This window comes from Pseudomonas sp. SK, from assembly GCF_012975065.1.
GTDB lineage: Bacteria > Pseudomonadota > Gammaproteobacteria > Pseudomonadales > Pseudomonadaceae > Aquipseudomonas > Aquipseudomonas anuradhapurensis.
On record NZ_CP051857.1, the window covers coordinates 619,592 to 645,803 of the forward strand.

Sequence of the window (26,212 nt, forward strand, 5' to 3'; positions counted from 1 at the left end):
CTCACAAATGTATCGACAGGCCATCGGCCAGCGACTGCCGATAGGCCCGCCACGCCGGCACGCTGCCCATCAGCAGCGCAGCCCCCAGGATGATAGCCAGCAATGTCCACTCATGGGCACTGGGCAGGGCCAGCGGCAGGTATAAACCATAGTTGGCCTGCACATAGCCCTGCGCCAGGGCGATACCGGCATACAGCAAGCCAAGCCCGGCGACGATCCCGACCGCTGCCAGCGACAGGGCCTCCAGCACCAGCAGCCCGGCGATGTGCCACGGCCTGGCACCAACCGAGCGCAAGATCGCCATTTCCCGCCGACGCTCGTTCAGGCTGGTGAGGATCGCCGTGAGCATGCCGATCAAACCGGTCAGCACGACGAACAGCGACACCACGAACAACGCCTGCTCGGCAGTCCCCATCAGGCTCCACAATTCCTGCAGGGCCACCCCGGGCAGGATCGCCAGCAATGGCTCGTTGCGGTATTCGTTGATCTCCCGCTGCAGGCTGAAGGTGGCGATCTTGTTGTTCAGGCCAAGCATGAATGCAGTGATGGCGGCAGGTTGCAGGTCCATCGTGCGTGCTTGCTCGGCGCTGATGCGCCCGGCACCACGGGCTGGTACGCCGTTGTGCCAGTCGATGTGGATGGCTTCCATGCCGCCCAGGCTGATATGCAGGGTACGGTCAACCGGCGTGCCGGTGCGCTTGAGCACGCCGACCACGGTGAACGGTTTGTCGTCGTGCTTGACCAGGCTGACCGCGGCCACGCCATGGGCCAGTACCAGCTTGTCGCCAAGCTTGTAGTGCAACGCATCAGCCACTTCGGCACCCAGTACCACCTCGAACGGGTCATCGGCAAATGCGCGGCCCTGGCTGAGCTCCAGGTGCTGGCGACGGCCGTACTGGTAATGGCTGAAGTAGTCAGCGGTGGTGCCCATTACCCGATAGCCACGGTGCGAGTCGCCCAGCGAGATGGGGATGGCCCATTTCACCCGCGGGTCCTTGGCGTAGTGCTGGTAGCTGTCCCAGCGGATGTTGTTGGTGGCGTTGCCGATGCGAAACACCGAGTACAGCAGCAGGTTCACCGAGCCGGAGCGGGCACCGACGATCAGGTCGGTGCCGCTGATGGTGCTGGCGAAGCTGGCGCGGGCCTCGGTACGCACCCGCTCCACGGCCAGCAACAGGCATACCGAGAGGGCGATGGCAAAGGCGGTGAGCAACGCGGTGAAGCGGCGGTTGGCCAGGCTGGCCAAGGCAAGGCGAAGCAGGTACATCAGGCCTCCCGGGGCTTGGCGGCACGGTTGAGTTCGGCCAGCGACAGGTGGCGGTCGAACAGCGGCGCCAGGCTCTGGTCATGGCTGACGAACAGCAGGCTGGCACCGGCGGCGCGGCATTCATCGAACAGCAGGCGGATGAAGGCTTCGCGGGTGTCGGCGTCCAGCGCCGAGGTCGGTTCGTCGGCGATCACCAGCTCGGGCTGGCCGATCAGCGCGCGGGCGGCGGCCACCCGTTGCTGCTGGCCGATCGACAGGCTGTCGGCGCGGCGGGCGAGCAGCATCGGGTCGCCCAGGCCAAGATGGGCCAGCAACGTGCTGGCCGCCTGGTCGACACTGCCATGGCGCTGCTCGGCACGGGCCTTGCGGCTGCGCGAGAAGCGGCAGGGCAGCTCGACGTTCTCACGTACCGAGAGGAATGGCAGCAGGTTGAACTGCTGGAAGATATAGCCGGTGTGGTCAACCCGGAAGCGGTCACGGGCGCCTTGGCCCAGGCTGCCGAGGTCCTGGCCGAGCAACTGGATGCGGCCCTCGGCTGGCACATTCACCCCACCCAGCAAACCGAGCAAGGTGGTTTTGCCGCTGCCGCTGGGGCCCTTGAGGAACAGGGCCTCGCCAGCTTCCAGGTGGAACGCCGGTATGTCCAGCAGCGCTGGCTGGCCTGGCCAGGCGAACACCAGGTCATGCAGTTCGATCAACGGCTGGCGCATTCAGAACGCGACCGCTGCCTTGGCCGGCGTGGCTTCCACGCCCTTCTGGCCGTTGCGGCCGATCAGCTGCACGTTGATTTTCTGCGTGGCCGGGAAGGCCTTGAACAGCGGCGCGAGGTCCAGTTGCGCCAGTTTGTCCGGGCTGGCGCAAGTCAGCTGGTAATGGGCGCCGATGTCGCTGTGCGAGTGCTCGTGGTCATGTTCATCGCCTTCGTCGTCGGCTTTCGGGGCGTCACCGAACAGCGGGCTTTCCAGCTCTTGCTGGTCTTCCTTGCAACCGGCGGCAGCCGCCAGGCCGAACAGTTTCAGCGGCTGTTCGAGTTGCTGACGCACTGCCGCGACCTTGGCTTTGTCGGCATCGCTGCTGGCGGCGTGTTCGAAACCGACCAGGTTCATGGCCGGGCTGTCCAGCTCCAGTTCAAGGGTGTTGCCATCGATCACGGCATTGAGCCTGGCCACGCCATGCTCGTGGGCCCCAAGGGTGCCGTGGGCGTGGTCATGATCGTGGTCATCGTCGTGGGCTTGGGCCACGGCCAGTGGTAACAAGGCGAAGGGCAGGGCGAGCAGCAGGCGGCGCATGGACGACTCCGGGACGGCTGGAAGATGTGGTTATGTTATAACAACTTTTCTGCGCGCTGCCAGCCTGCGTGGCGCAGGTTTCATGTTCGGGTAGCATGGTTGCATTGACCTGGGTTCAAGGAATGCATCATGAGAATTCGTGGACAGATCGGTGACTGGCCGGTGGACCTGACCATCGAGCTGGCGCCAGAAGAGTGGGCGCAACTGCGGCGCCAAGAGGAGCCGGCGCTGGCGCAGACGGCTGCGGCGGCAACGGTGGCACCGCCGCGCCAGGATGACGGGCAATGGACGGCGGCGCGCGACGTGTTGCGCCTGGCGGGGCAGATGAGCGGGCCGGAGTTGCTCGACCGCCTGGAAGGGTTGGCCGGGAGTACGGCAGCAGGTAAACGGCTGCTGGTGCGCTTGCGGCACAGCAGCGAGGTTAAGGTGGAAAGTGGCGTGGATGCGCCGGTTTATCACTGGGTGGGGTGAGGTTTTTCGGGAATTCGGGGCTGCTTTGCAGCCCATCGCGACCACGCCCCTGCAAGTGTGCGGCGAATCATCTGCGTAGGCCGTCCCTGTAGGAGCGGCCTTGTGTCGCGATGGGCCGCAAAGCAACCCCAACATGCTTAGAACATTGCCGCCGAAAGCTTGCGACGGTACACGCTGACCAGCGGGTGGTCGCCACCGAGCAACTCGAACACCTGCAGCATCGCCTTTTGTGGCAAGCCGTTTTCATAACCACGGTTGCGCTGGAACAGCTTCAGCAACCCCTCCAGCGCCGCCTCATACTGCTGGCGCGCCAGCTGCTGCACGCTCAGCTGGTAGGCGGCCTCGTCATCCTGCGGGTTCTGCGCCAGGCGGCTCTTCAGGTCAGCCACTTCCGGCAGGCTGGCGGCCTGGCGCAGGAAAGTCAGCTGGGCCTTGGCACCGGCCAATGCAGCCTTGTGCTCGTCGGTCTTGACCGCGTCCAGCACCACCTGGGCTTCACCCAGCTCACCGCGTTCGGCCAGGCAGCGAGCGTACAGGATCAACGCCTCGGCATTGCTGTTGTCCTCTCCGAGCAATGCCTGCAGCAGCGCCTCGGCCTCGGCAAAGCGGCTTTCGGCGAATAGCGCCTTGGCCTGCTCCAGCGGCGAGGCGGTAGGTGCGGCAGGCAGCTGCACATGCGGCTCGAGCATGGCGCGGATCGCCGACTCCGGCTGGGCACCGGCAAAACCGTCCACCGGCTGGCCATCCTTGAACAGCACCACGGTCGGCAGGCTGCGGATGCCGAACTGGGCAACCACCTGTTGCTCCACGTCGCAGTTGATCTTGGCCAGCAGCAGCTCGCCCTGGTAGCCCTCGGCGATCTTCGCCAGCAGCGGCATCAGCGCCTTGCAGGGCGCGCACCACTCGGCCCAGAAGTCGACCAGTACCGGCTTGTGGAAGGAGTTCTCGATCACCAGCTGCTGGAAGGTGGCATCGGTGGCGTCGAAAATGTACGGCGTGTCTTGGCTCATCGCGACTCTCGCAAACTCATCAATGGCACCACTATAAGGTGTCGCGGCTGGCGTGGTACAGGCTGACCCGGCGGAATTCGTGTGGCTCGGCCAGGTCCGGCAGGGTCAGGGCTTCGAGCACCCCCAGTTGCTGGTAGAGCGGGTGGCTGAAGTCGCGCACCCGCGAGTCGGCCACCAGCGCCTGGCGGCCGCGGTCGAGGAAGGCGTCCAGCAGCGGCAGGTTGGCGCGGTCATACAGCACATCGGCGACCAGAATCAGGTCGAAGCGGTCGTCTTCGGCGAAGAAATCGCTGCTGTAACCCAGCTCCACCCCGTTCAGCGCGGCATTCGCCCGGCAGGCATCGAGGGCCAGCGGGTCGAGGTCGCAGGCCACCACCTCCAGCGCACCGGCGCGGGCGGCGGCAATGCCGGCGATACCGGAGCCGGCGCCAAAGTCCAGCACGCGCTTGCCAGCTACCCACTGCGGGCGCTCGGCCAGGTAACGGGCCATGGCCAGGCCGCTGGCCCAGCAGAAGCTCCAGTAGGGCGGGTCTTCGAGAATACGCCGGGTCTCTTCGCTGCTGAAGGCGCGGTCCATGTTCTGATCATCGACCAGCCACAGCTTCAGCTCGCAGCCGGGCAGCTCGCTGACGACCAGGCGCGCTTCGCCGATCAGGCTGCTGAGCGCCTGTTGCAGGGCAAGCGGCGCCACTTATGGCGCCTTCTCGAAACGCAGCGGGCCGGTGGCCTGGGTCTGGGCCTGGGTAATACGCACGGGCGGCAGGTGCAGGATCAGTTGCCCGGAGCGGCTGGCGCGGCCGCGCAGTTCGACCCGGGCACCGGCGGGGAAGGCCTCGGGGTTGAAGCGCAGCTGGTAGGGCAGGGCCTGGCCGGTGCCGGTCAGGTTGCTGCTGGCCAGCAGGCGCTGCGGGCGGTCGCGCTCGTCGATGACCAGCAAGGCCAGTTCGACCTCGGCCCCGGCCGGGATTTCCAGCAAGGTGCCGCTCAGCTCGCGCTGATAGGCTGGCAGCGGGCCCGGTACGTTGGCCGGTTTGGCCACCCGGGCCGGCGTGGGCGCCGCAGGGGTATCGGGCTTCGGCCTGTCGCTGCCACAGGCGGCGAGCAAGGCGGCGGCGCACAGCACGACGAGCGCTCGGTAGTGCATGGGGTTGTCCTTCACGGGCAGATTTCCCATGGATGTTAACCCCTTTGGCTTGTCTTGCCAGTGGGATGCGCTACCATGGCCCTCCCTTTTTTTGTTGCCTGCCACCATGCACTGTCCCTTTTGCGGTGCCAACGACACCAAGGTCATCGACTCTCGCCTCGTTGCCGAGGGCGAGCAGGTGCGCCGCCGCCGCGAATGCGTGGCCTGTGGCGAGCGCTTCACCACCTTCGAAACGGCCGAACTGGTGCTGCCCCGGCTGATCAAGCAGGACGGCACGCGCCAGCCTTTCGACGAAGAAAAACTGCGCGCCGGCATGCAACGGGCACTGGAAAAGCGCCCGGTCAGCGTCGAGCGCCTGGAAGCCGCGCTTGCCCACATCAAGAGCCGCCTGCGCGCCACCGGCGAGCGTGAAGTCAAGTCGCTGGTGGTGGGTGAAATGGTCATGGCCGAGCTGCGCAAGCTCGACGAAGTGGCCTACATCCGTTTTGCCTCGGTTTACCGGCGCTTCCAGGACCTCGACGAGTTCCGCGAAGAAATCGACCGTCTGGCGCGTGAGCCGGCCAAAGAGTGACCATGCCCAGCCAGACTGCCATCCTTGATGCCCACTACATGGCCCGCGCGCTGCAGCTGGCGCGCAAGGGCCTGTACAGCACTCATCCGAACCCGCGTGTCGGCTGCGTGATCGTGCGCGATGGCGAAGTGGTCGGCGAGGGCTGGCACGTGCGTGCCGGCGAGCCGCACGCCGAAGTGCATGCCCTGCGCCAGGCCGGTGAACGTGCCCGGGGTGCCTGTGCCTACGTCACCCTGGAGCCGTGCAGCCACCATGGGCGCACACCGCCGTGCGCCGAAGCGTTGGTCAAGGCCGGCGTGGCGCGGGTGGTCGCCGCCATGCAGGACCCTAACCCGCAAGTGGCAGGGCAAGGCCTGCGACGCCTGGCCGAGGCCGGCATCGAAGTGGCCAGCGGGGTGCTCGAGGGCGAGGCCCGCGCGCTCAACCCGGGCTTTCTCAAGCGCATGGAGCATGGCCTGCCGTTCGTTCGCGCCAAACTGGCGATGAGCCTGGACGGGCGCACGGCCATGGCCAGCGGTGAAAGCCAGTGGATCACCGGCCCGGCCGCCCGTTCTGCCGTGCAGCGCCTGCGCGCCCGCTCCAGCGTGGTACTGACCAGCGCCGCCAGCGTACTGGCCGACCATGCGCGCATGACCGTACGCGGTGCCGAGCTGGGCCTGGATGCCGAAGCCACCGCCCTGGCGCTCAGCCGTGCACCGCTGCGCGTGCTGGTCGATGGCCGCCTGCGCCTGCCGCTGGATGCACCGTTCTTCCAGGCCGGCCCGGCGCTGGTGGTGTGCGCTGTCGCGGATGACCCGCGCTATGCCGCTGCCGGCCACGAACTGCTCAGCCTGCCGGGCAATAATGGCCAGGTCGACTTGCCCGCGCTGCTGCAGGCCCTGGCCGCCCGTGGCGTCAACGAAATCCTGCTGGAAGCCGGGGCCGGCCTGGTCGGTGCCTTTGCCCGGCAGGGCCTGATCGACGAGTACCAGTTGTTCGTCGCCGGCACCTTCCTCGGCTGCCATGCCCGCCCGCTGCTGGACTGGCCAATGGACAAGATGAGCGAAGCGCCGCGGCTGAAAATTACCGGAATGCGCGCAGTGGGCGATGACTGGCGGGTCACGGCCGTACCCCTGCCGGCGCCCGGCGTATAATGCCCGGCTTGCCCTGCGCAAACCGTTTTTGAGGAAGACCCAATGTTCACCGGCATCATCGAATCCATCGGCACCATCCGCAGCCTGACCCCCAAGGGGGGGGACGTGCGCGTCTACGTCGAAACCGGCAAGCTCGACCTGGCTGACGTCAAGCTCGGCGACAGCATCGCCGTCAATGGCGTGTGCCTGACGGCCGTCGAATTGCCGGGCGACGGCTTCTGGGCCGACGTCAGCGTCGAGACCCTCAAGCGCACCGCTTTCATCGACCTCAAGAGCGGCAGCAAGGTCAACCTGGAAAAGGCCCTGACCCCCACCACCCGCCTGGGCGGGCACCTGGTCAGCGGCCACGTCGACGGGGTTGGCGAAATCATCTCGCGCAGCGATAACGCCCGCGCCATCCAGTTCCGTGTGCGTGCACCGAAGGAACTGGCCAAGTACATCGCCCACAAGGGTTCGATCACCGTCGACGGCACCAGCCTGACGGTCAACGAGGTCAATGGCGCCGAGTTCGAGCTGACCATTGTCCCGCACACCCTGTCCGAAACCATCATGGCCGACTACCGTGCAGGGCGTCGGGTAAACCTTGAGGTCGACTTGCTGGCCCGTTACCTGGAGCGTTTGCTGCTGGGTGACAAGGCCGCCGAACCGAGCAAGGGCAGTGGCATTACCGAAAGCTTCCTGGCCGCCAACGGCTTCTTGAAATCCTGATTGAGAAGGGGGTGCCGCGTGGCGCTCAACAGCATCGAAGAACTGGTCGAAGACATCCGCCAGGGCAAAATGGTCATCCTCATGGATGACGAAGATCGTGAAAACGAAGGCGACATCATCATGGCCGCCGAGTGCTGCCAGCCTGAGCACATCAACTTCATGGCCAAGCACGCCCGCGGCCTGATCTGCATGCCGATGACCCGCGAGCGTTGCGAAACGCTGAAGCTGCCGCTGATGGCGCCGCGCAACGGCTCCGGCTTCGGCACCAAGTTCACCGTGTCGATCGAAGCCGCCGAAGGCGTCACCACCGGCATTTCCGCCGCCGACCGTGCACGTACCGTGCAGGCCGCCGCCGCCAAGGATGCCAAGGCCGAAGACATCGTCAGCCCTGGCCACATCTTCCCGCTGATGGCCCAGCCCGGCGGCACCCTGGCCCGCGCCGGCCATACCGAGGCGGCCTGCGACCTGGCGCGCATGGCCGGTTTCGAGCCGAGCGGGGTGATCTGCGAGGTGATGAACGACGACGGCACCATGTCGCGCCGCGCCGAGCTGGAGGTGTTTGCCGCCGAACATGGCCTGAAGATCGGTACCATCGCCGACTTGATCCACTACCGCATGATCCACGAGCGCACCGTGCAGCGCGTTTCCGAGCAACTGATCGAGAGCGAGCTGGGCGAATTCAACCTGGTCACCTACCGTGACGCGGTCGAAGGCGACGTGCACATGGCGCTGACCCTGGGCAAGATCTGCGCCGAAGAGCCGACCCTGGTGCGCGTGCACAACATGGACCCGCTGCGCGACCTGCTGCTGGTCAAGCAGCCGGGCCGCTGGAGCCTGCGCGCCGCAATGGCCGCGGTGGCCGAGGCTGGCAGCGGCGTGGTACTGCTGCTGGGCCACCCGCTGGACGGCGACGTACTGCTGGCGCACATCCGCGAAAGCGCAGGCGAAGCGCCGGTCAAGGCGCCGACCACCTACAGCACCGTGGGTGCCGGTTCGCAGATCCTGCGTGACCTGGGTGTGCGCAAGATGCGCCTGATGAGTTCGCCGATGAAGTTCAACGCGATATCCGGATTCGATCTGGAAGTTGTAGAATACGTGCCCTCCGAGTGACTTGAGGCGGCATTTGCGCCCTCCAGCTCGAGTCCATACCCCTGTCGAGGCCGCCAGCAAGCGGCCTCGCTCTTGAAGATGAGAATATCGGAATGACCCTGAAGACCATCGAAGGTACCTTCATCGCCCCCAAAGGTCGCTATGCTTTGGTGGTTGGCCGCTTCAACAGCTTCGTAGTCGAAAGCCTGGTAAGCGGTGCCGTTGATGCCCTGGTACGCCACGGTGTCAGCGAAAGCGACATCACCATTATCCGTGCCCCGGGCGCGTTCGAAATCCCGCTGGTGGCACAGAAAGTCGCCCAGCAAGGTGCCTATGACGCGATCATCGCCCTGGGCGCAGTGATCCGTGGCGGTACCCCGCACTTCGAATACGTAGCGGGCGAATGCACCAAGGGCCTGGCCCAGGTGTCCATGGAGTTCGGTGTTCCGGTGGCCTTCGGCGTGCTGACCGTCGACTCCATCGAGCAAGCCATCGAGCGTTCCGGCACCAAGGCCGGTAACAAAGGTGCTGAAGCTGCCCTGTCCGCTCTGGAAATGGTCAGCCTGCTGGCGCAGTTGGAGGCCAAGTGATTAGCGACGAAAGCGATCGTTTCAACCCGCGCGATCCAAAACCTGCGGATGCCGGCAAGCCGTCGAAGAGCGCCAAGCGCCGCGAAGCCCGCAAGCTCGCGACCCAGGCGCTGTACCAGTGGCACATGGCGCAGCATTCGCTGAACGAGATCGAAGCGCAGTTCCGGGTCGATAACGATTTTTCCGATGTCGATGGCGCCTATTTCCGCGAGATCCTGCATGGGGTCCCGGCGATCAAGAGCGAAATCGACAGCGCCCTGAAGCCATGCCTCGACCTGCCGCTGGAAGAGCTCGACCCGGTCGAGCTGGCCGTGCTGCGCCTGTCCACCTGGGAGTTCATCAAGCGCGTCGACGTACCCTACCGCGTGGTGATCAACGAGGGTGTCGAGCTGGCCAAGGTGTTCGGTGCCACCGACGGCCACAAGTTCGTCAACGGTGTGCTGGACAAGCTGGCGCCGAACCTGCGCGAAGCAGAAGTCAAGGCGAACAAGCGCTGATCCTGGCGCCGCTAGCCCATGGGTGAGTTCGAACTGATCAACCATTACTTCGCCGCCGCGCCTTGTGCGCAAGGTGGCAAGGGCGTGGCGCTGGGTATCGGCGACGACTGTGCCCTGCTGGACCTTCCCCCTGGCGAGCAACTGGCGGTGTCCACCGACACCCTGGTGGCCGGCGTGCATTTCCCTGCAGTGTGCGATCCGCTTCTGCTGGGCCAGCGGTCGTTGGCCGTGGCGGCCAGTGACCTGGCGGCCATGGGCGCGACGGCCATAGGCTTCACCCTTGCGCTGACCTTGCCCGAGGTCGGCCCCGACTGGCTCGAGGCATACGCCAACGGCCTCAGCCGCATGGCCCATCGCTGCCGCATGAGCCTGATCGGCGGTGACACCACCCGTGGCCCGTTGAGCATCACCGTGACCGTATTCGGCCGTGTGCCCGTCGGCCAGGCCTTGCGCCGCAGTGGCGCAAGGCCTGGCGACCTGCTGTGCGTGGGCGGTTCGCTGGGCAAGGCCGCCGGTGCGTTGCCGCTGGTGCTGGGTGAGCGACAGGCGCCTGCCGAGCAGGCCAAGCCGCTGCTGCGCCATTACTGGGCGCCGATGCCGCAGTTGACCCTCGGCACCTGGCTGCGAGGCCGCGCTACGGCTGCGCTGGATATCTCCGACGGCCTGCTTGCCGATTGTGGCCATATCGCCAAGGCATCCGGGGTCGCCCTCGAGGTGAACCTGGCCCAGGTACCAGTGTCTGCTGAGGTGGAGGCACTACTGGGTCGTGAGGCCGCACTGCAGGCGGCGCTTAGCGGCGGCGATGACTACGTGCTGGCCTTTACCCTGCCGCGTGAAGCACTTGCGCCGCTGACGGGCCTGGGTTTCATCGAAGTGCATGTCATTGGCCGTGTGGTCGAAGGGCAGGGCGTGACCTTGCGCGATGCGCAGGGCCGGGACATCACCCCCGCACAACGCGGATACCAACATTTCAGGGAGACACCGTGACCGATCACCCCAACCAGGTGCCTGCGGAGTTCGTTCCGCCCTCGGTCTGGCGCAACCCATGGCACTTCATTGCCTTTGGTTTCGGCTCCGGCACCTTGCCCAAGGCCCCGGGTACCTGGGGCTCGCTGGTCGCCATCCCGTTCATCCCGCTGTGGCAGATGCTGCCCGACTGGGGCTACTGGCTGCTGCTCGGCGTGAGCATGCTGTTCGGCTTCTGGCTGTGCGGCAAGGTTGCCACTGACCTGCGTGTGCATGACCATGAAGGCATCGTCTGGGACGAAATCGTCGGCATGTGGATAACCCTCTGGCTGGTGCCGGAAGGCTGGCAGTGGCTGCTGGCAGGGTTCCTGATGTTCCGCTTCTTCGACATCCTCAAGCCGTGGCCGATCCGCTGGGTCGACCGCCACGTGCACGGTGGTGTCGGGATCATGCTCGACGATATCCTGGCCGGTGTGTTCGCCTGGCTGGGCATGCAGGTGCTGGTGTGGGCGGTTGCCTGATTCGCCGGCGGTTGCCGACGCTGCTGCTGGCCATGCTGCTCAGCTTTCCGCCGTGGCTAGCGGCTGCCGAGCGCGTACCCGCTCAAATTCACCTGGTCAGCGAGCAGTGGCTCGACTACACCAACGCCGACGGTACCGGGGTGGCCTGGGATGTGCTGCGCAAGGTGTTCGAGCCGGCCGGGGTCAAGGTGCTAGCCCAGAGCGTGCCCTATAGCCGGGCGGTCGGGCTGGTCAAACGCGGCGAGGCGGATGCCTGGGTGGGGTCTTACAAGGAAGAGAACGCCGACAACCTGTATCCGCGTTGGCACTTCGACATGGACCACATCTACGCCCTGGGCCTGGCCAGCAAGCCCGTACCTACCCTGGAGACCATAGGCCAGTACCGTCTGGCCTGGGTGCGTGGCTACGACTTCGGCAGCTACCTGCCCAATATTCAGGATTCCCGCGAAGTGCAGCGCCGCGAAAGCATTCTGCCGATGCTCGAACATGACCGGGTGGACTTCTACATCGATGCGGCGGCGGAAGTCGATAACGTGCTCGGCCGGGCTTCCCAGCCCGAGCGTTTCCGCCGCACCCACATCGCCGAACTGCCGCTGTACCTGGCTTTTGCCCGCAGCGACAAGGCCAAGGCCCTGCGTGAGCTGTTCGACAAGCGCATGGCCGAGCTGGTGCGCAACGGTGAACTGAAACCGATTTTCGAACGTTGGCAGCAGCCGTATCCGTTCGGTCCGGGCAGCAAGCCGCAATAGCGCCGAGGCAGAGCGGCTCAGCATCATGGCTGCTCCCTGCTAAGCATCGAACTTTTCGATCTTACCCCACGGTATTCAGCCAGCGCACAGCTCTCAACCTGCTGATACAATCGGCCCACGAGAAATTTCCTACTTATTCCAGGAGCACAACGTGCCCGTCGTCTTTGTTGCCGCCTCTAAACTCCCGACTCCCTTCGCGACCTTCACCATGCATGGTTTCCTCGACGAAGCCACGGGCCGTGAGCATGTGGTGCTCAGCCTGGGTGACATCGCGGACGGCCAGCCGGTGCTGGGGCGCCTGCACTCCGAGTGCCTGACCGGCGATGCCCTGTTCAGCCAGCGCTGTGACTGTGGCTCGCAACTGGAGGCGGCGTTGCAGGCCATCGCCCGCGAGGGCCGCGGCGTGCTGCTGTACCTGCGCCAGGAAGGCCGTGGCATTGGCCTGCTGAACAAGATCCGCGCCTATGAACTGCAGGATGGCGGCGCCGATACCGTCGAGGCCAACGAGCGCCTGGGCTTCGCCGCCGACCAGCGTGACTACGCCATGTGCCTGCCGATGCTGGAGCACCTGGGCGTGAAGTCGCTGCGCCTGATGACCAACAACCCGCGCAAGGTCAAAGCCCTGACCGACATGAACATCGTCGTCGCCGAGCGCGTGCCGCTGCACACCGGGCACAACCCGCACAACCGCTATTACCTGGCGACCAAGGCCGGCAAGCTCGGTCACATGCTGGGTAACGAGCACCAGGGCGAGGTGCCCCAGGCGTGACCCGCGCCGAGGTCAAGCGGCGTCTGGCGCTGGCGTGGTGGCAATACCTGGCGGTGGGCCTGGTGCCGCTGCCGGTCATGGCCTGGGCCTTTGGCGGTGGTGATGCGCTGGTGCCGGTGCTGGCCATGCCGCTGTTCATTGGCGGCGCGGCGACCATGTTTCTCAGCCTGCCGCGCTTCGCGGCCTACAAGCGCGCGTTGATTGCCACCTCGCAGGTGCTGGGCACTGGCGAAGAGCCCGCCGCCTGGATCGAGCTGGCGCGGGTACGGCGCCTGGCCATGCTGTATGCCTGCTTCCCGGCCTGGGTCGCTGCGCTGTCGGTGTTGGTCGGCCTTGAGGCGGTGCCGCAGATCCTGCTGGCGTTGTCCACCGTGGTGGTGTTTTACCTCTACCGCATTCCGCGCCAGCTCGGCTGACGCCTGCTGCCTGGCCCGCTGGGCAGATGCTCGAAGCGATGGTGCGCCAGTGTGCTAGCGCGTCGGCGTCCAGGTGAGATTCGGCGAGGGCTGCGCCCTCGATCGCGACACAAGGCCGCTCCTACAGGAATGTGAGCTGCGCCCCGATGGTGGACAGATGTCCAACATCAGGGGCGCAGTTCATTCTGTAGGAGCGGCCTTGCGTCGCGATGGGCCGCAAAGCGGCCCCAGGGGATTACAGCCCGAGCCTGGCCATCCGAGCCTTCACCGAAGCCTCGATCCCGGCCGCATCCAGCCCACACTCAGCCAGCATCTGCGCCGGCTTGGCATGCTCGACGTAGATGTCCGGCAGCCCCAGATGCAGCAGCGGTTTCACGATTGCCTGGCTGGCCAGGAACTCGCCGACGGCAGCCCCCGCACCGCCCATGATGGCGTTTTCTTCGATGGTCACCAGCAGTTCATGGCTAGCAGCCAGCTCCAGCACCAGCGCCTCGTCCAGCGGCTTGACGAAGCGCATGTCGACCACCGTGGCGTTGATCTGCTCAGCCACCTGCATGGCCTCGGCCAGTTGCACGCCGAACACCAGCAAGGCGACTTTCTCGCCCTGGCGCCGCACGATGCCCTTGCCGATCTCCAGCGGTTCCAGGTCGCCGCTGATCGGCGCGTTGGGGCCGGTGCCGCGCGGGTAGCGTACCGCCGCCGGGCCGTTGTACAGGTGGCCGGTGCTGAGCATCTTGCGCAGCTCGTTCTCGTCGCTCGGGGTCATCACCAGCATGCCCGGGATGCAGCGCAGGTACGACAGGTCGTAGCTACCCGCGTGGGTCGGGCCGTCTTCGCCGACCAGGCCGGCGCGGTCGATGGCGAACAGCACGTCGAGGTTCTGCACCGCCACGTCGTGGATCAGCTGGTCATAGGCGCGCTGCAGGAAGGTGGAGTAAATCGCCACCACCGGCTTGCTGCCCTCGCAGGCCATGCCCGCCGCCAGGGTCACGGCATGCTGCTCGGCAATCGCCACGTCGAAGTAGCGCTCCGGGTAGCGTTCGCTGAAAGCGACCAGGTCGGAACCTTCCTTCATCGCCGGGGTAATACCCACCAGGCGCTTGTCGGCAGCGGCCATGTCGCATAGCCACTGGCCGAACACGGCGGAGTACTTGGGCCCGCTGGCTTTTTTCGGCGCGGCGGGCTTGTCTGCCGGTTCCAGCTTGGTAATGGCGTGATAGCCGATCGGGTCAAGCTCGGCGGGGGCGAAGCCCTTGCCCTTCTTGGTGACCACGTGCAGGAACTGCGGGCCCTTGAGGTCGCGCATGTTGCGCAGGGTGGCGATCATGGTTGGCAGGTCATGACCGTCGATCGGGCCGATGTAGTTCCAGCCCAGCTCTTCGAACAGCGTACCCGGCACCAGCATGCCTTTGGCGTATTCCTCGGTGCGGCGGGCGATTTCCCAGGCGCCTGGCAGGCGTGACAGCACTTTCTTGCTGCCTTCGCGCATGCTCGCGTAGGTGCGGCTGGAGAGGATCTTGGCCAGGTAGTTGGACAGGCCGCCGACGTTGCGCGAAATCGACATGTCGTTGTCGTTGAGGATCACCAGCATGTCGGCGTTGACTTCCTGGGCGTGGTTCAACGCCTCGAAGGCCATGCCGGCGGTCAGCGCGCCGTCACCAATCACCGCGATCGACTTGCGCGCGCTGTTTTGCAGACGGGCGGCAATGGCCATGCCCAGCGCGGCGCTGATCGAGGTGCTGGAGTGGCCGACGCCAAAGGTGTCGTACTCACTCTCGCTGCGGCGCGGGAAGGCGGCGATGCCGTCTTTCTGACGCAGGCTGAGCATGCGCTTACGGCGCCCGGTGAGGATCTTGTGCGGGTACGCCTGGTGGCCGACGTCCCACACCAGCCGGTCGTCCGGGGTGTCGAAGACGTAGTGCAGGGCGATGGTCAGCTCGATGACGCCCAGGCCGGCACCAAAATGCCCACCGGTCTGGCCCACGGTGTAGAGCAGTTCCTGGCGCAGTTCGTCGGCCAGGGTCTCCAGGTCGGCTTCGGCCAGCCGGCGCAGGCCGGCAGGCGTGTCAGCGCGGTCGAGCAACGGCGTGACCGGGCGTTCGCGGGGGATCTCTTGAAACGTCGTGGGCATCAGGCGAGTCGTTATAGGTGTGTAAGACGCGGCAGTTTACCCCATTGTAGGAAATACTGCCCATTCAGACGGGTGTCGCATGGGCCTGCTTTGCAGCCCATCGCCGGCGTGCCAGCACGCACAGGGTATTCAGTTTTCTAGCCACTGAGGCGTCTGTGGCCGCTGGCTTGCCGGCGATGGGCCGCACCGCGGCCCCAATCAAATCAGTTGCGGCGCTCGACGATATAGCGCGCCAAGGCTCGCAGCGGCTCGGCTTTTTCGCCAAAACCATCCAGTGCGAGCAGTGCCTGGTCGCGCAGTTCGATGGCATAGGCCTTGGCCGCCTCCAGGCCCAGCAGCGCCGGGTAGGTCGGCTTGTCGCGGGCGATGTCGGCGCCCTGACGCTTGCCAAGGGTGGCGGTGTCGCTTTCCACATCGAGGATGTCGTCCTGCACCTGGAACGCCAGGCCGATGGCCTGGGCATAGGCCTGCAAGGCATCCAGTTGCGCCTGTTCGGCGCGGGCGCTGGCCAGGGCGCCCAGGCGCACGCTGGCTTCGATCAGCGCACCGGTCTTGTGCCGGTGCATGGACTCCAGCGCCTGCTGGTCCAGCTTCAGGCCCACCGAGCCGAGGTCGATCGCCTGGCCGCCGACCATGCCGGCCGGGCCGGCGGCCTTGGCCAGCGCCTGGACCATGGCCAGGCGGATGCTGTCGGCCTGCGGGCTCAGGCGTGGGTCGAGCAGGGCGCTGAAGGCCAGGCTCTGCAAACCATCGCCAGCGAGGATGGCACAGGCTTCGTCGAAGGCCTTGTGAGTGGTTGGCTGGCCCCGGCGCAGGTCGTCGTCGTCCATGGCCGGCAGGTCGTCATGCACCAGCGAGTAGGCGTGGATCAGCTCTACCGCACAGGCCGCGCCGTTGGCCTGTTCGGCCGGGGCGCCCAGGGCTTCGCAGGCCGCATAGGCCAGCAACGGGCGCACGCGCTTGCCGCCGTTCATCACGCTGTAGCGCATGGCGGCGTAGAGGCGCTCGAGTTCCCGGGTGGGGGCGACGAACAGCGGCTCGAGTGCGGCGTCGACCCGCGCCTGGCAGTTGGCCTGGTAGGTGCCGATCATGCTTCCGGCTCCGCGTCGAAGGGCTGCGCGGCCAGCTCGCCGTCGCGTTCCAGCAGGATCTGCACCTTCTGCTCGGCCTGGGCCAGGGCGCCCTGGCAATCGCGGGTCAGGGCGATGCCTTGCTCGAAGGCGGCCAGCGACTCTTCCAGCGACAATTCGCCGTTCTCCAGGCGCTCGACCAGGGCTTGCAGGTCTGCGAGGGATTGCTCGAAATCGAGGGAGGCTTTTTTGCGGGCCATGGCGACTGTCTCGGTGGCATTCAGAACGGCGCGACACTAGCAGAGCGGGGCGGGGGGAGCAAACTTCCGGCCACCCGATCGGCTAACGCAGCCAATTGTGTAGGAGCGGCCTTGTGTCGCGAAAGGGCCGCAAAGCGGCCCCAGGATGTCAGAGCAGATGCACAAATTGCTGGGGCTGCTGTGCAGCCCTTTCGCGACACAAGGCCGCCCCTACAGGCACTGTGCCAGTTATGGACCCCGGTGCGGGGTCAGGCTGGCTCTGCTTCCAGCTCCAGCATGGCCTCACGGTACTGCGCCAGTTCCTCGATGGTCAGCACCGGCAAATTGTACTGCCGTGCATACACCGCCACCTGCTCGCCGCGCGCCATGCTGCCATCGGGGTTCATCAGCTCGCACAGCACCGCCGCCGGGCGCAGGCCGGCCAGGCGCGCCAGGTCCACCGAACCTTCGGTGTGGCCACGGCGGGTCAGCACCCCGCCATTGCGCGCGCGCAGCGGGAATACATGGCCCGGGCTGACGATATGGCGCTGCTCGGCAGTAGAGCGCAGCGCCGCGCCGATGGTGGTGATGCGGTCCTGGGCGGAAACCCCGGTGCTGATCCCTTCGGCCGCCTCGATGGTGACGGTGAAGCCGGTACCATGGCGAGCCTGGTTGTTCTGCACCATCGGTGCCAGCTGCAGCTCGTCGACAGTGGCTTCGTCCAGGCACAGGCAGACGATGCCGCTGCAATCGCGAATCATCATGGCCATGGTCTGCAGCGAAATGTTCTCGGCGGCGGCAATGATGTCCGCTTCGTCCTCGCGGTCGTCATCGTCGAGCAGCAGTACCGGGCGCCCGGCCTGGAAGGCGGCGACGGCAGCGGCAACATTGGGGAATTGCAGGTGGTGCTGGGTGGACATGAAACGCTCCTCGTGAATGTCGATGAACGTCTCGGGGCGAACAAAATGCGCGCGCAGGGGCGCCCGGATGGCCCCTGCCTGACGCCTTCTTTCATCCGGACTATGACCGTCGGCCCTGGAATTGCACCAGATCTGCTGACCCCCGGCATGGCCGGGGCGCTCGCGGGCTCATCTTTCGATTTACCGCCGGTGGGGACTTTCACCCCGCCCTGAAGACCGGCCAAGCATACCGCACCTCGCCACCCTGCTGGCAACCCACGGCGCTACGACCTTTGGCGGTATCATGCCGGCATGGCCTTTCAGGAACAGCCCCATGGACATTCTCCAGGTTGCCGGCGGCAAGCCGGTCAAGTTATGGACCGATGGCGTGCCGGTCGAAGACGACGCCCGCCGGCAATTGCTCAATACCGCCAGGATGCCGTTCATCTTCAAGCACCTGGCGGTGATGCCGGACGTGCATCTGGGCAAAGGCTCGACCATCGGCAGCGTGATCCCGACCGTTGGCGCGATCATCCCCGCGGCGGTAGGGGTAGACATCGGCTGCGGCATGATCGCCGCGCGCACCTCGTTGCATGCCCGAGACCTGCCAGACCATCTGCACGGCCTGCGCAGCGCCATCGAGCAGGCGGTGCCGCATGGCAAGACGTTCGGCAAACATGACCAGGGCGCCTGGGCCGATGTGCCGGCCCAGGCCGACCAGGCCTGGGGGCGGTTGGCCGGGCGGTTCAAGGCCATTACCGACAAGTACCCGCGCCTGGCGAAGACCAACAACCGCCAGCACCTGGGTACGCTGGGGGGTGGCAACCACTTCATCGAGGTGTGCCTGGACGAGGCCGACCGCGTCTGGTTCATGCTGCACAGCGGCTCGCGGGGGGTGGGCAATGCCATTGGCAACCTGTTCATCGAACTGGCCCAGGCCGACATGCGCCAGCACCTGGCCAACCTGCCAGACAAGGACCTGGCGTACTTCGAGGAAGGCAGCCGCCATTTCGCCGACTACGTGGAAGCGGTGGAATGGGCGCAGGACTATGCCCGGCAGAACCGCGAGCTGATGATGCTGGCGGTGGTCGGGGCAGCCCGCAAGGTGCTGGGCAAACCGTTCGAGGCCAGCCTGGAAGCGGTGAACTGCCACCACAACTATGTGCAGCGCGAGCAGCATTTTGGCCGCGAAGTGCTGGTGACGCGCAAGGGCGCGGTGTCGGCGCAGAAAGGGCAGCTAGGCATCATTCCTGGGTCGATGGGGGCCAGGAGCTTCATCGTGCGGGGGCTGGGTAACGAGGAATCGTTCTGTTCCTGCAGCCATGGCGCCGGCCGGGTGATGAGCCGGACCAAGGCCAAGAGCCGCTTCACCGTGGAGGACCAGCGACGGGCCACGGCGCATGTGGAATGCCGCAAGGACAAGGAGGTGATCGACGAGATCCCGATGGCCTACAAGGACATCGATGCGGTGATGCGCGCGCAGCGGGAACTGGTGGAGGTGGTGCACACCTTGCGCCAGGTGGTGTGTGTGAAGGGCTGACGGGGTATCGCCTGTGCCGGCCTCTTCGTGGGTAAACCTGCGAAGAGGCCAGTGCAGGGTTATCGGGACATCCCTTCAATCACCTGCTTCAGCGAGGCCGGTAACATCGGCCCATGCCCCAACCCGTCAAACCGCTCGAACCGTACCTGCAACCCCGGCACCTTGGCCAGGTCTGCCAGCAGCTCCCGCGCCGCCCGTTCGCCATCACCCTGCACCGGCATGCGCGGGTTGGCCGGCTCCTCACTTCCGCGCATCAGCAACAACCGAGGTCGGCTGCTGCCCAAGCGCTGGCCAAGCCCCTGCGCTTCATGCACGATCGCACCGTCATGCCACCATAGCGATGGGCTGGCCGCCACATAGTCACTGAAAGCCCCAGGCCGGGTGAACAGTGCATGCAGCACAGCCAAGCCACCGTAGGAATGCCCCCACAGCGTCTGCCGCTGCGGGTCGATCGGTGCCACACCCGCCACCAGCGGCCGCATGCGCTCGCTCAGCAGATCGAGGAACGCATCCACGCCACCGCTCGGTTGCCCGGTCAGCGGGTCCAACTGCTCAGCCTGCCCAGGCAACGCCGGGGTGTAGTCATAGGTACGCCCGACCCGCTCGATCCGCTGATCGGTCTGGTACCCCACGGCTACCAGCAATGGCGCCTGGCCGGCGGCAAGCTTGCCCAGCAGCCGGCTGTCCAGCGCCCCCAGCGCGGCGTTGCCATCGAGCATCCACAGCACCGGGTAACCCGCCGCTGGCGTTGGGCCGTCTGGTTTGCCGACCCACAAGCGGTAATGGCGCTGGCCATCGGCCGAGTCCAGGTCGAGCTGGCTGAAGCGGTAGGCCAGGTCCTGTCGCTGCAGCAGCGAGGTATCCATCCTCTGTTGAGGCTCGGGCTGCGCCAGGGCAGCCGGGGCCGCAAGGGCCAGCGCCAAAGCCAGCATCAGGGTCATCTTGCTCATCAGGTGTCTCGTCAGGGCTTTGCAAGGAGCGCAATGCTGGAACGCCCAGATGATAATCAGTCCTGATTGAGCGTAAAGCGCATTAACTTTCTAAACAGTCCTGGCCGATCGGCAAGGTCATGTGCAGGCACAGGCCCGGGTGACCATTGCTGGCCCACAAGCGACCGCCTTGCAGTTCGATGGCACGGCGGGCGATGGCCAGGCCCAGGCCGAAGCCCGCGCCGCTGTCGGTTAGCCGCTGGTAGGGCTTGAAGATGCGTTCGAGCTCGGCATGCGGCACCCCGGGCCCCTGGTCACTCAGGCGCAGGTGCCAGCAGTCGCCCTCGAGCCAGCCATCCAGACTGACCCGTCCGTCGGCCGGCGAGTGGCGGATGGCATTGCGCATCAGGTTTTCCAGGGCTTGGGCCAGGCTGTCCAGGTGGGCTTGCACCACGCAGTCGGTGCCGAGCGAGCAGGGCAGGCGGGCGCGGTGCCAGCCGCTTTCGAAGCAGATGTCCTGGCACAAGGCTTCCCACACCGAAACCATCAACACCGGTTCGGTCGGCAAGCTGGGCTGTTCGGTGTCCATCCAGGCCAGGTCCAGCGTGTCCTCCAGCAGCTTCTGCATGTCGGTCACCTCGCGGTCCAGGCGCTCGCGCAACTGGGCCGGCGGCAAGCTGCTGTCATGGGCGATGCGCAGCCGCGCCAGCGGCGTGCGCAGTTCGTGAGACAGCGTGCGCAGCAACAGGCGCTGCTGCTCCAGGCTCTGGCGCAGGCGCCCGGCCATGTGCTCGAAGGCCTGCGCCAGCTCCCCAAGCTCATCGCGCCGCGCCTGCAGGGGCAGGGCCGGGCTGTCGAGGTCGTCGGCACGCAGAGCGTCGGCGCGGTCGCGCAGGCGGTTCAGTGGCACCACAAGGTGGCGGTACAGCGCCACAACCAGCAGCAGGGCGAGCAGCGTGGGGGCAACGCCATGGGTGACCACATGGGTCCATGGGGTAAGCCCGGTGGGCAACAGGCGCTCGGGCAGTTGCATTACCAGGCGGCCGTGCTCAGGGTGTTGCGGAAACTCGATGCTGACGTAGGGCAGTTCATCCTGCAGGCGCCGGCTCATCGGCCAGTCGAGCTTGCGCATGAAGGTCAGGTGGCTGGCTTCCTCAGCGCTCAGTGGGGTGCTGCCAAGGCTCTGCAGGTGCGGCCCGACCAGCGCCACCCAAGTGCCCTCGGCCTGTTCCAGTTGCCTGCGCCAGGCCTCGGCAGCCTCCGCGCCGCCTTGCTCCCAGGCCTGTTCGGCTTGCTGTGCAAAGCGCGCCAGGTAGTCCTGGTCGGCTTGGGACAGGAAGTAGGTACTGCGCTCCACCGACAGGCCCCAGGTCCAGATCAGCCAAGTCAGCAACAGGCAGAAGCCGACCTGCAGTACGGCCAGTTTCCATAGCAAGGGATGACGGCGCATCAGGCGTGTTCCGTATTGACCAGCATGTACCCCTGGCCGCGTACGGCCTGGATCTGCAGGTGCTGGGCAGCGATGTCGGCCAGCTTGCGGCGCAGGTTGCACACATGTACATCCAGGCCGCGGTCCAGGCGGGTGTAGGCCCGGTGCAGCACGGTCTGGTAGAGAAATGGTTTGCTCAAGGCTTCGCCGGGGTGGGCCCGCAGGGTGGCCAGCAAGCGGAATTCGGATGCGGTGAGGCCGGCAGCCTTGCCGTTGTGGATAACGTCCTGGCGGTCCTGGTCGAGCATCACCCTGCCGACGTCGGCACGCAGCGCCGTACCGCGATCGAACGCCACACGCCGCAGCAATGCATCGACCCGGGCGTCCAGCTCGGCCAGGCTGAAGGGCTTGGGCAGGTAATCGTCCGCGCCACGGGTAAAGCCAGTGATGCGATCCTGCTCGGCCCCCAGCGCCGACATCAGCATGACCGGCACCGCCTGCTGCCGGCGCAACGCGTCGAGCAGACTGAGGCCGTCGATGCCCGGCAGCATGATGTCCAGCAGCACCAGCTCGAACCGTGACTGTTGAATGGCATCCAGGGCCTGGGCGCCAGTGGCACAGGCGTGCACCGAAAAACCGCGGTTGAGGAAATGCCTTTCCAGGTCCTGACGCAGGCGTTGGTCGTCTTCGGCGAGGAGGAGTGAGGTGGGCACGGCGAGCCTTGAATGAGAATTCGTATCAGTTGCGAATCATCCCATTGCCGGCAGGGCGAGAGCAACGCCTGGATGTGTTAAGAAGGTTAATCCTGCTGCACCCCTGGGTTCCCTTCGGTATCGTTCGCAAAAAGCAACTTGTTTCGTTTGCGAATTACTACCATTTGGGGAAAGGGTGTGTCATGAGCAGTTTCAAAAAGTTGGGGGACCCGCGACGGGTTCGGGGCTGGCTGATGCTGGGGCTACTGGCGCCGTTTTCATTGTCGGCCCTGGCCGAGACGGTGGCGACCCAGGCGGCTGCCGAGGACAGCGCGCTTGACCTGCCGGCATTGACCATCGAAGGCAACCGCCTGTACGACATGCTGCCGTCGGAAGAAACTGGTGGCTACAGCGTGGATGCCGCCACTGTGGGCACCAAGACCCCCGCAGCGCTCAAGGACATTCCGCAATCGATCACGGTCTACACCCAGGACTACGTCAAGGACCGTCGGTTCGTGCACCTCGATGACCTGGCCAAGTACACCGCCGGCCTGCGTACCCTGACCAACGACAGTGGCCGCTCATCGATCTACGCCCGTGGCTACGAGTACAGCGAGTTCAATATCGACGGCCTGCCGGCGCCCATGGCCAGCATCTTCGGTACGGTACCGTCGCTGGCGGCGTTCGACCGTGTCGAGATCATGCGTGGCCCGGCCGGGCTGTTTAGCAGCACCAGCGAACTGGGCGGCATCGTCAACATGGTGCGCAAGCGCCCGACTGCCGAGTTCCAGGGCCACGTCGAAGGCAGCTATGGCACCTGGGACACCAACCACGAGGAAATCGACCTGAGCGGGCCGCTGGATGATGCCGGCCGCGTGCGCGGGCGCTTCATCGCCTCGCGTGACGACACCAATGGCGAGGTCGACTACAACGCCAACACCAGCAACAGCTACTACGGTGCACTGGACGTCGACCTGGACGACGCCACCACCCTGTCGTTCGGCCTGATTCATGAAGTGAAGAACCTCACCCCGCACAACGGCTATCCGGCAACGCTGTCCGGCGAAGTGCCCGACTTCAGCCACTCGAAGTTCCTGGGGGCCGACTGGAACTACTTCGACGGCAAGACCACTGATCTGGTCGCCGAGCTGACCCACCGCTTCGACAATGGCGGCTATGGCCGTGTCGCTGCCCGTGGCTCGCACCGCGACACGAATTACCTGTATGCCTTCACCGCGACCAACGCCACCACTGGCGCCAACTCCGAGCGCGCCAGCGCCCGCGATTTCACCCAGGACACCTACTCGCTGGACGCCAGCTACAGCCAGCCGTTCGAAACCTTCGGCCAGGTCAGCGAGTTCGTGGTCGGCAGCGACTACAAGAACTACGACACCGAGTACCTCAACGGCACAACCAACCTGGGCGCCATCAACGTCAACACCTACTCGCCGAAGCAGTTCGCCAAGCCAGCGCCGAACTACAGCACCGAGACCGGTACGCAGGAAGAGGAATACGGCCTGTATTCCAAGGTCACCTTCCGCCCGGTCGAGCGCCTGGCGCTGATCGCCGGGGGGCGCTTCAGCTGGTATCGCGGGGATTTCTACACCACCACCCTCAGTAGTGGCGCCACCACCAACGACAGCAAGCGCGTGGATGGCCACTTCACCCCGTATGGCGGACTGGTCTACGACCTGACCGACAACCATGCGCTGTACGCCAGCTATTCGCAGGTGTTCAAGCCGCAGTCCGACACCGACAGCAATGGCCGGGTGCTCAAGCCGCGTGAGGGCGAGCAGTACGAGTTCGGTCTCAAGAGCAGCTACTTCGGCGGCGACCTGAATACGCGCCTCTCGGTGTTCCGCCTGACCGACAAGAACCGCGCGACCACCGTGTATGACGCCGACGGTGTGGCTACCACTGACTCTGTTGCATCCGGCAAGACCCGTGTGAAGGGCGCCGAAGTGGAAGTGAGCGGCAAGCTGACGCCGAACTGGGAAGTGCTGGCCGGCTACACCTGGATGGAAACCGAAACCCTCAAGGGCGATGCCGAAACCACCTTTTTCATCATGCCGCGCAACCAGGCATCGCTGTGGAGCAAGTACACCATCGGCCAAGGGCCACTGAACGGCCTGGCCATTGGTGGCGGCATTTCGGCGATGAGCAACTTCCATTCCGAGAACGGCGGTGTGCGCATCGACGCGCCAGGCTATGCGACCGTGGATGCAATGCTGTCTTATCCGGTTACCTCGAAGCTGACGGCCACCTTCAACATCAACAACCTGTTCGACCGGGACTACCTGTCGCGGGTGGGGTCGACCTCGACGTTCAATTTCTACGGGCCGTCGCGAAGCATGATGGTTGGGGCGCGGTATGACTTCTGATAATCAGATTTTTCCCGTTGCGCGTAGGCCATTTCTGAAATAGCTTCCTACCGCCTTTGCGCCATTGCGGTGGTGTTCTCAGCGACCTAGTCTGGCCCCGTCGTTGCCAAATCAGCGACCGGGCCTGCAAGCCTGCAGACGATTCAGTACCGCTTTCCTAGTTGCCGCGTGCCGGCGATTTCGGTCAATGGTGGCTGCGTGCGGGAGATCTTCGGATCTGCCGGTTTATCGTCTGTCCGGTCTTGCAGACCCGTACGTAGCCGCCACCCATCAACTGCAAGTGATGTCGTGGCTGTCCCTTCGGAACAGACGAGATTACACCATGCTCAAGATTGTCCCCGATCCACCCCACGATATTCATGCCCTTGAAGACACCCTGATCCAGGCCACGGACTATGCGCTGTGCGCTGCGACCGTCGTGCGCCAGGCAATGCTGCAGCAGCCCAAGTCACCGGCATCGATCCTGATGATGACCTCGATGCATGAGCTGGAGACGCTGCGGGCTTTGCTGGAGACGGCACTGGTTCAGGTGCAGATGCCTACAGAGCCCAGGATTTTGCACTAGGCATTAGTGATGTGTTTTCTGGGCTAGCCTCTTCGCGGGCATGCCCGCTCCCACAGGCTCACCACAGGCCTCAAGGCTTGCACAGTACCTGTGGGAGCGGGCAAGCCCGCGAAAGGGCCGGCCCGGAGAGTCGAGAACTATCAGGGAATTCAACAATGACTACCGACGACACCCAATTCACCGTCGGCAAGACCACCTTCTACCAAGGCGAAAACGGCACCCACCCACTGTTCCGCATCGAGCCCGGCATCCCGTGCGAGGACGCCCGCGAGCAGGCCTCGGAACTGATGGGCTATGTCCGCGAGTTGACCATCACCGGCCTGATGGATGAAAAACCGATGATGATCTGGGCTGCGCACTACCTGAGTGCGATGGCCAAGGCGCTGATGGATGATGCTGAGCTAGGCATGAAGCACTGAGATGAGAGGCCTGCTTCGGACCGAGCGGCCTTCAGTTCCCATGGGCGTGCGCTTTGCCATCACGGTGCATATGTGTCTTCGGAACTGGGCTGTCGGGTGCCGGATGATGCGCTTCTGAATTGCCCATTGCGTGGTGGCCCGCGCGCTCAGGCGCGTGGCTGCCGTGCTGGCCTTCATGGTTGTGCATTTGGCTTTCGCCACCGCCATGCTGGTGGCCGCTGCTGCTTGCTACCAGCGCGTTGTACTGCTGGGTATCGAGCTTGGGCAACTGGTCGAGGAAGGCCACGATGCCCCAGATATATTCGTCACCCATGCTTTTGCCCCAGGCCGGCATGCCAGTGGCCTTGATGCCGTGCTTGATGATCCAGAACGCTGCGGCAGGGTCGCCGCCGAGGCCACGGGTGGCCAGGTTGGGCGGCGAGGGGTACAGCGCCTGGCTGAGCTCGGTTTTTTCCACGCCTGGGGCCAGGTGGCAACCGATGCACATGGCATTGTAATTACCCGCGCCGGTACGGATCAGGGCTTCGTCTTGCAGGTCTGGTACTTCGATGTCGTTGGCACGTACCGCAATGGAACGGTCCCGGGCCATGGCCAGAAAGGCATGCACGGCGGGGAAGTGCGGGTCATCGGCGCCGACGTTGACCAGGCCGGAGTAGGCGGCACCCAGCACTGCCGCGCTGGTCAGCACGCCAGCCATGACAAGCGTTGTTATTGTTTTCTTCATGTCA

30 protein-coding genes and 1 riboswitch are annotated in these 26,212 nt (G+C 65.3%); of the genes, 16 read left to right on the forward strand and 14 right to left on the reverse strand.

Features of this window, described 5'->3' with window-relative positions:
- Position 1 precedes the first annotated feature (1 nt).
- The 3 genes from HG549_RS02755 to HG549_RS02765 are packed head-to-tail and all read right to left on the reverse strand — an operon-like array spanning position 2 to position 2,556.
- Complete coding sequence (locus tag HG549_RS02755) at positions 2–1,267, reverse strand: ABC transporter permease (RefSeq protein ID WP_170028047.1); 1,266 nt, start codon at positions 1,265–1,267, stop codon at positions 2–4.
- Entirely contained in the window at positions 1,267–1,977 is a 711-nt protein-coding gene (locus HG549_RS02760; protein ID WP_170028048.1) for an ABC transporter ATP-binding protein, read from the reverse strand. Before HG549_RS02760 ends, HG549_RS02755 begins: the two co-directional genes overlap by 1 nt.
- Positions 1,978–2,556 (reverse strand): DUF2796 domain-containing protein, encoded by a 579-nt coding sequence (locus HG549_RS02765; RefSeq protein ID WP_170028049.1) that lies wholly within the window; start codon positions 2,554–2,556, stop codon positions 1,978–1,980.
- Positions 2,557–2,685: 129 nt separating this feature from the next.
- Between HG549_RS02765 and HG549_RS02770 the strand changes: the two genes are divergently transcribed.
- Positions 2,686–3,027 carry a hypothetical protein gene (locus HG549_RS02770; protein WP_170028050.1) on the forward strand — a complete coding sequence of 114 codons (342 nt, stop codon included), beginning with the start codon at positions 2,686–2,688 and terminating at the stop codon, positions 3,025–3,027.
- Positions 3,028–3,164: 137 nt separating this feature from the next.
- Here the strand turns inward: HG549_RS02770 and trxA are convergent, their stop codons facing one another.
- Genes trxA through HG549_RS02785 form a run of 3 tightly spaced genes read right to left on the reverse strand, consistent with a single transcriptional unit; the run spans position 3,165 to position 5,181 of the window.
- Complete coding sequence (gene trxA / locus HG549_RS02775) at positions 3,165–4,037, reverse strand: thioredoxin (RefSeq protein ID WP_170028051.1); 873 nt, start codon at positions 4,035–4,037, stop codon at positions 3,165–3,167.
- Positions 4,038–4,068: 31 nt separating this feature from the next.
- Positions 4,069–4,728: a methyltransferase gene (locus tag HG549_RS02780; RefSeq protein WP_170028052.1), complete on the reverse strand. Its 660-nt coding sequence runs from the start codon at positions 4,726–4,728 to the stop codon at positions 4,069–4,071.
- Positions 4,729–5,181, reverse strand: coding sequence for a YbaY family lipoprotein (locus HG549_RS02785; RefSeq protein ID WP_170028053.1), 453 nt, complete (start codon positions 5,179–5,181; stop codon positions 4,729–4,731).
- Positions 5,182–5,287: 106 nt separating this feature from the next.
- On the opposite strand from HG549_RS02785, the gene nrdR reads away from it, so the two are divergent.
- The 11 genes from nrdR (at position 5,288) to HG549_RS02840 (ending at position 13,190) form a co-directional block, all read left to right on the forward strand.
- On the forward strand, positions 5,288–5,752 hold the full coding sequence (gene nrdR, locus HG549_RS02790) for a transcriptional regulator NrdR (RefSeq protein ID WP_003255402.1): 465 nt from the start codon (positions 5,288–5,290) through the stop codon (positions 5,750–5,752).
- 2 nt (positions 5,753–5,754) lie between these two features.
- Positions 5,755–6,885: a bifunctional diaminohydroxyphosphoribosylaminopyrimidine deaminase/5-amino-6-(5-phosphoribosylamino)uracil reductase RibD gene (gene ribD, locus HG549_RS02795; RefSeq protein WP_170028054.1), complete on the forward strand. Its 1,131-nt coding sequence runs from the start codon at positions 5,755–5,757 to the stop codon at positions 6,883–6,885.
- Positions 6,886–6,927: 42 nt separating this feature from the next.
- Entirely contained in the window at positions 6,928–7,593 is a 666-nt protein-coding gene (locus HG549_RS02800) for a riboflavin synthase (RefSeq protein ID WP_170028055.1), read from the forward strand.
- An 18-nt stretch (positions 7,594–7,611) separates the two neighbouring features.
- Positions 7,612–8,703: a bifunctional 3,4-dihydroxy-2-butanone-4-phosphate synthase/GTP cyclohydrolase II gene (ribBA, locus tag HG549_RS02805; protein ID WP_170028056.1), complete on the forward strand. Its 1,092-nt coding sequence runs from the start codon at positions 7,612–7,614 to the stop codon at positions 8,701–8,703.
- Positions 8,704–8,795: 92 nt separating this feature from the next.
- The gene (gene ribE, locus HG549_RS02810; protein WP_003255395.1) at positions 8,796–9,272 is read left to right on the forward strand and encodes a 6,7-dimethyl-8-ribityllumazine synthase; all 477 of its coding nucleotides are present in this window, start codon (positions 8,796–8,798) and stop codon (positions 9,270–9,272) included.
- A complete protein-coding gene (gene nusB / locus HG549_RS02815; protein ID WP_170028057.1) occupies positions 9,269–9,769 on the forward strand; it encodes a transcription antitermination factor NusB in 501 nt (166 codons plus the stop codon). Before ribE ends, nusB begins: the two co-directional genes overlap by 4 nt.
- A gap of 18 nt (positions 9,770–9,787) precedes the next feature.
- Positions 9,788–10,756, forward strand: a complete 969-nt coding sequence (thiL, locus tag HG549_RS02820; protein ID WP_170028058.1) for a thiamine-phosphate kinase — start codon at positions 9,788–9,790, stop codon at positions 10,754–10,756.
- Positions 10,753–11,256, forward strand: coding sequence for a phosphatidylglycerophosphatase A (locus HG549_RS02825; protein ID WP_170028059.1), 504 nt, complete (start codon positions 10,753–10,755; stop codon positions 11,254–11,256). Before thiL ends, HG549_RS02825 begins: the two co-directional genes overlap by 4 nt.
- A gap of 32 nt (positions 11,257–11,288) precedes the next feature.
- Positions 11,289–12,005, forward strand: a complete 717-nt coding sequence (locus HG549_RS02830; RefSeq protein ID WP_170034014.1) for an ABC transporter substrate-binding protein — start codon at positions 11,289–11,291, stop codon at positions 12,003–12,005.
- Positions 12,006–12,156: 151 nt separating this feature from the next.
- Entirely contained in the window at positions 12,157–12,774 is a 618-nt protein-coding gene (gene ribA / locus HG549_RS02835) for a GTP cyclohydrolase II (protein ID WP_003260612.1), read from the forward strand.
- On the forward strand, positions 12,771–13,190 hold the full coding sequence (locus HG549_RS02840) for an MFS transporter (protein ID WP_170028060.1): 420 nt from the start codon (positions 12,771–12,773) through the stop codon (positions 13,188–13,190). The genes ribA and HG549_RS02840 overlap by 4 nt, the downstream gene beginning before the upstream one ends.
- 235 nt (positions 13,191–13,425) lie before the next feature.
- Here the strand turns inward: HG549_RS02840 and dxs are convergent, their stop codons facing one another.
- From dxs to ribB, 4 genes are all read right to left on the reverse strand, one after another.
- Complete coding sequence (dxs, locus tag HG549_RS02845) at positions 13,426–15,321, reverse strand: 1-deoxy-D-xylulose-5-phosphate synthase (protein WP_170028061.1); 1,896 nt, start codon at positions 15,319–15,321, stop codon at positions 13,426–13,428.
- A 203-nt stretch (positions 15,322–15,524) separates the two neighbouring features.
- Positions 15,525–16,412, reverse strand: coding sequence for a (2E,6E)-farnesyl diphosphate synthase (ispA, locus tag HG549_RS02850; RefSeq protein WP_170028062.1), 888 nt, complete (start codon positions 16,410–16,412; stop codon positions 15,525–15,527).
- Positions 16,409–16,651, reverse strand: coding sequence for an exodeoxyribonuclease VII small subunit (locus tag HG549_RS02855; RefSeq protein WP_003255380.1), 243 nt, complete (start codon positions 16,649–16,651; stop codon positions 16,409–16,411). The genes ispA and HG549_RS02855 overlap by 4 nt, the downstream gene beginning before the upstream one ends.
- Before the next feature lie 248 nt (positions 16,652–16,899).
- Complete coding sequence (gene ribB, locus HG549_RS02860) at positions 16,900–17,550, reverse strand: 3,4-dihydroxy-2-butanone-4-phosphate synthase (protein WP_170028063.1); 651 nt, start codon at positions 17,548–17,550, stop codon at positions 16,900–16,902.
- Between the two features lie 79 nt (positions 17,551–17,629).
- A riboswitch (FMN riboswitch) is annotated at positions 17,630–17,771 on the reverse strand.
- A 92-nt stretch (positions 17,772–17,863) separates the two neighbouring features.
- Here ribB and HG549_RS02865 point away from each other — a divergent pair.
- Positions 17,864–19,069: an RtcB family protein gene (locus HG549_RS02865; protein WP_170028064.1), complete on the forward strand. Its 1,206-nt coding sequence runs from the start codon at positions 17,864–17,866 to the stop codon at positions 19,067–19,069.
- 59 nt (positions 19,070–19,128) lie between these two features.
- Here the strand turns inward: HG549_RS02865 and HG549_RS02870 are convergent, their stop codons facing one another.
- The 3 genes from HG549_RS02870 to HG549_RS02880 form a co-directional block, all read right to left on the reverse strand.
- Positions 19,129–20,019, reverse strand: coding sequence for an alpha/beta hydrolase (locus HG549_RS02870; RefSeq protein WP_170028065.1), 891 nt, complete (start codon positions 20,017–20,019; stop codon positions 19,129–19,131).
- Positions 20,020–20,101: 82 nt separating this feature from the next.
- The gene (locus tag HG549_RS02875) at positions 20,102–21,448 is read right to left on the reverse strand and encodes a sensor histidine kinase (RefSeq protein WP_170028066.1); all 1,347 of its coding nucleotides are present in this window, start codon (positions 21,446–21,448) and stop codon (positions 20,102–20,104) included.
- Entirely contained in the window at positions 21,448–22,140 is a 693-nt protein-coding gene (locus tag HG549_RS02880; protein WP_170028067.1) for a response regulator transcription factor, read from the reverse strand. Before HG549_RS02880 ends, HG549_RS02875 begins: the two co-directional genes overlap by 1 nt.
- Positions 22,141–22,322: 182 nt before the next feature.
- Between HG549_RS02880 and HG549_RS02885 the strand changes: the two genes are divergently transcribed.
- The 3 genes from HG549_RS02885 (at position 22,323) to HG549_RS02895 (ending at position 25,484) form a co-directional block, all read left to right on the forward strand.
- Positions 22,323–24,500, forward strand: coding sequence for a TonB-dependent siderophore receptor (locus HG549_RS02885; RefSeq protein ID WP_170028068.1), 2,178 nt, complete (start codon positions 22,323–22,325; stop codon positions 24,498–24,500).
- A gap of 322 nt (positions 24,501–24,822) precedes the next feature.
- Positions 24,823–25,065 (forward strand): hypothetical protein, encoded by a 243-nt coding sequence (locus HG549_RS02890; RefSeq protein WP_170028069.1) that lies wholly within the window; start codon positions 24,823–24,825, stop codon positions 25,063–25,065.
- Between the two features lie 155 nt (positions 25,066–25,220).
- Positions 25,221–25,484 carry a DUF3077 domain-containing protein gene (locus HG549_RS02895; RefSeq protein ID WP_170028070.1) on the forward strand — a complete coding sequence of 88 codons (264 nt, stop codon included), beginning with the start codon at positions 25,221–25,223 and terminating at the stop codon, positions 25,482–25,484.
- A gap of 31 nt (positions 25,485–25,515) precedes the next feature.
- Here HG549_RS02895 and HG549_RS02900 read toward each other — a convergent pair whose 3' ends face one another.
- Positions 25,516–26,208, reverse strand: coding sequence for a cytochrome c (locus tag HG549_RS02900; protein WP_170028071.1), 693 nt, complete (start codon positions 26,206–26,208; stop codon positions 25,516–25,518).
- Between the last annotated feature and the right edge of the window lie 4 nt (positions 26,209–26,212).

What these genes read in the sequence shown, in the direction of transcription:
- HG549_RS02890 (WP_170028069.1), top strand. Translation starts at nt 24,823, where the DNA reads ATGCTCAAGATTGTCCCCGATCCACCCCACGATATTCATGCCCTTGAA.
- ispA (WP_170028062.1), bottom strand. Translation starts at nt 16,412, where the DNA reads ATGATCGGCACCTACCAGGCCAACTGCCAGGCGCGGGTCGACGCCGCA.
- dxs (WP_170028061.1), bottom strand. Translation starts at nt 15,321, where the DNA reads ATGCCCACGACGTTTCAAGAGATCCCCCGCGAACGCCCGGTCACGCCG.
- ribD (WP_170028054.1), top strand. Translation starts at nt 5,755, where the DNA reads ATGCCCAGCCAGACTGCCATCCTTGATGCCCACTACATGGCCCGCGCG.
- HG549_RS02865 (WP_170028064.1), top strand. Translation starts at nt 17,864, where the DNA reads ATGGACATTCTCCAGGTTGCCGGCGGCAAGCCGGTCAAGTTATGGACC.
- HG549_RS02875 (WP_170028066.1), bottom strand. Translation starts at nt 21,448, where the DNA reads ATGCGCCGTCATCCCTTGCTATGGAAACTGGCCGTACTGCAGGTCGGC.
- HG549_RS02770 (WP_170028050.1), top strand. Translation starts at nt 2,686, where the DNA reads ATGAGAATTCGTGGACAGATCGGTGACTGGCCGGTGGACCTGACCATC.
- ribE (WP_003255395.1), top strand. Translation starts at nt 8,796, where the DNA reads ATGACCCTGAAGACCATCGAAGGTACCTTCATCGCCCCCAAAGGTCGC.
- HG549_RS02885 (WP_170028068.1), top strand. Translation starts at nt 22,323, where the DNA reads ATGAGCAGTTTCAAAAAGTTGGGGGACCCGCGACGGGTTCGGGGCTGG.
- HG549_RS02855 (WP_003255380.1), bottom strand. Translation starts at nt 16,651, where the DNA reads ATGGCCCGCAAAAAAGCCTCCCTCGATTTCGAGCAATCCCTCGCAGAC.
- HG549_RS02870 (WP_170028065.1), bottom strand. Translation starts at nt 20,019, where the DNA reads ATGAGCAAGATGACCCTGATGCTGGCTTTGGCGCTGGCCCTTGCGGCC.
- HG549_RS02830 (WP_170034014.1), top strand. Translation starts at nt 11,289, where the DNA reads ATGCTGCTCAGCTTTCCGCCGTGGCTAGCGGCTGCCGAGCGCGTACCC.
- thiL (WP_170028058.1), top strand. Translation starts at nt 9,788, where the DNA reads ATGGGTGAGTTCGAACTGATCAACCATTACTTCGCCGCCGCGCCTTGT.
- HG549_RS02765 (WP_170028049.1), bottom strand. Translation starts at nt 2,556, where the DNA reads ATGCGCCGCCTGCTGCTCGCCCTGCCCTTCGCCTTGTTACCACTGGCC.
- nrdR (WP_003255402.1), top strand. Translation starts at nt 5,288, where the DNA reads ATGCACTGTCCCTTTTGCGGTGCCAACGACACCAAGGTCATCGACTCT.
- HG549_RS02895 (WP_170028070.1), top strand. Translation starts at nt 25,221, where the DNA reads ATGACTACCGACGACACCCAATTCACCGTCGGCAAGACCACCTTCTAC.
- HG549_RS02785 (WP_170028053.1), bottom strand. Translation starts at nt 5,181, where the DNA reads ATGCACTACCGAGCGCTCGTCGTGCTGTGCGCCGCCGCCTTGCTCGCC.
- HG549_RS02900 (WP_170028071.1), bottom strand. Translation starts at nt 26,208, where the DNA reads ATGAAGAAAACAATAACAACGCTTGTCATGGCTGGCGTGCTGACCAGC.
- trxA (WP_170028051.1), bottom strand. Translation starts at nt 4,037, where the DNA reads ATGAGCCAAGACACGCCGTACATTTTCGACGCCACCGATGCCACCTTC.
- ribB (WP_170028063.1), bottom strand. Translation starts at nt 17,550, where the DNA reads ATGTCCACCCAGCACCACCTGCAATTCCCCAATGTTGCCGCTGCCGTC.
- HG549_RS02755 (WP_170028047.1), bottom strand. Translation starts at nt 1,267, where the DNA reads ATGTACCTGCTTCGCCTTGCCTTGGCCAGCCTGGCCAACCGCCGCTTC.
- HG549_RS02760 (WP_170028048.1), bottom strand. Translation starts at nt 1,977, where the DNA reads ATGCGCCAGCCGTTGATCGAACTGCATGACCTGGTGTTCGCCTGGCCA.
- HG549_RS02800 (WP_170028055.1), top strand. Translation starts at nt 6,928, where the DNA reads ATGTTCACCGGCATCATCGAATCCATCGGCACCATCCGCAGCCTGACC.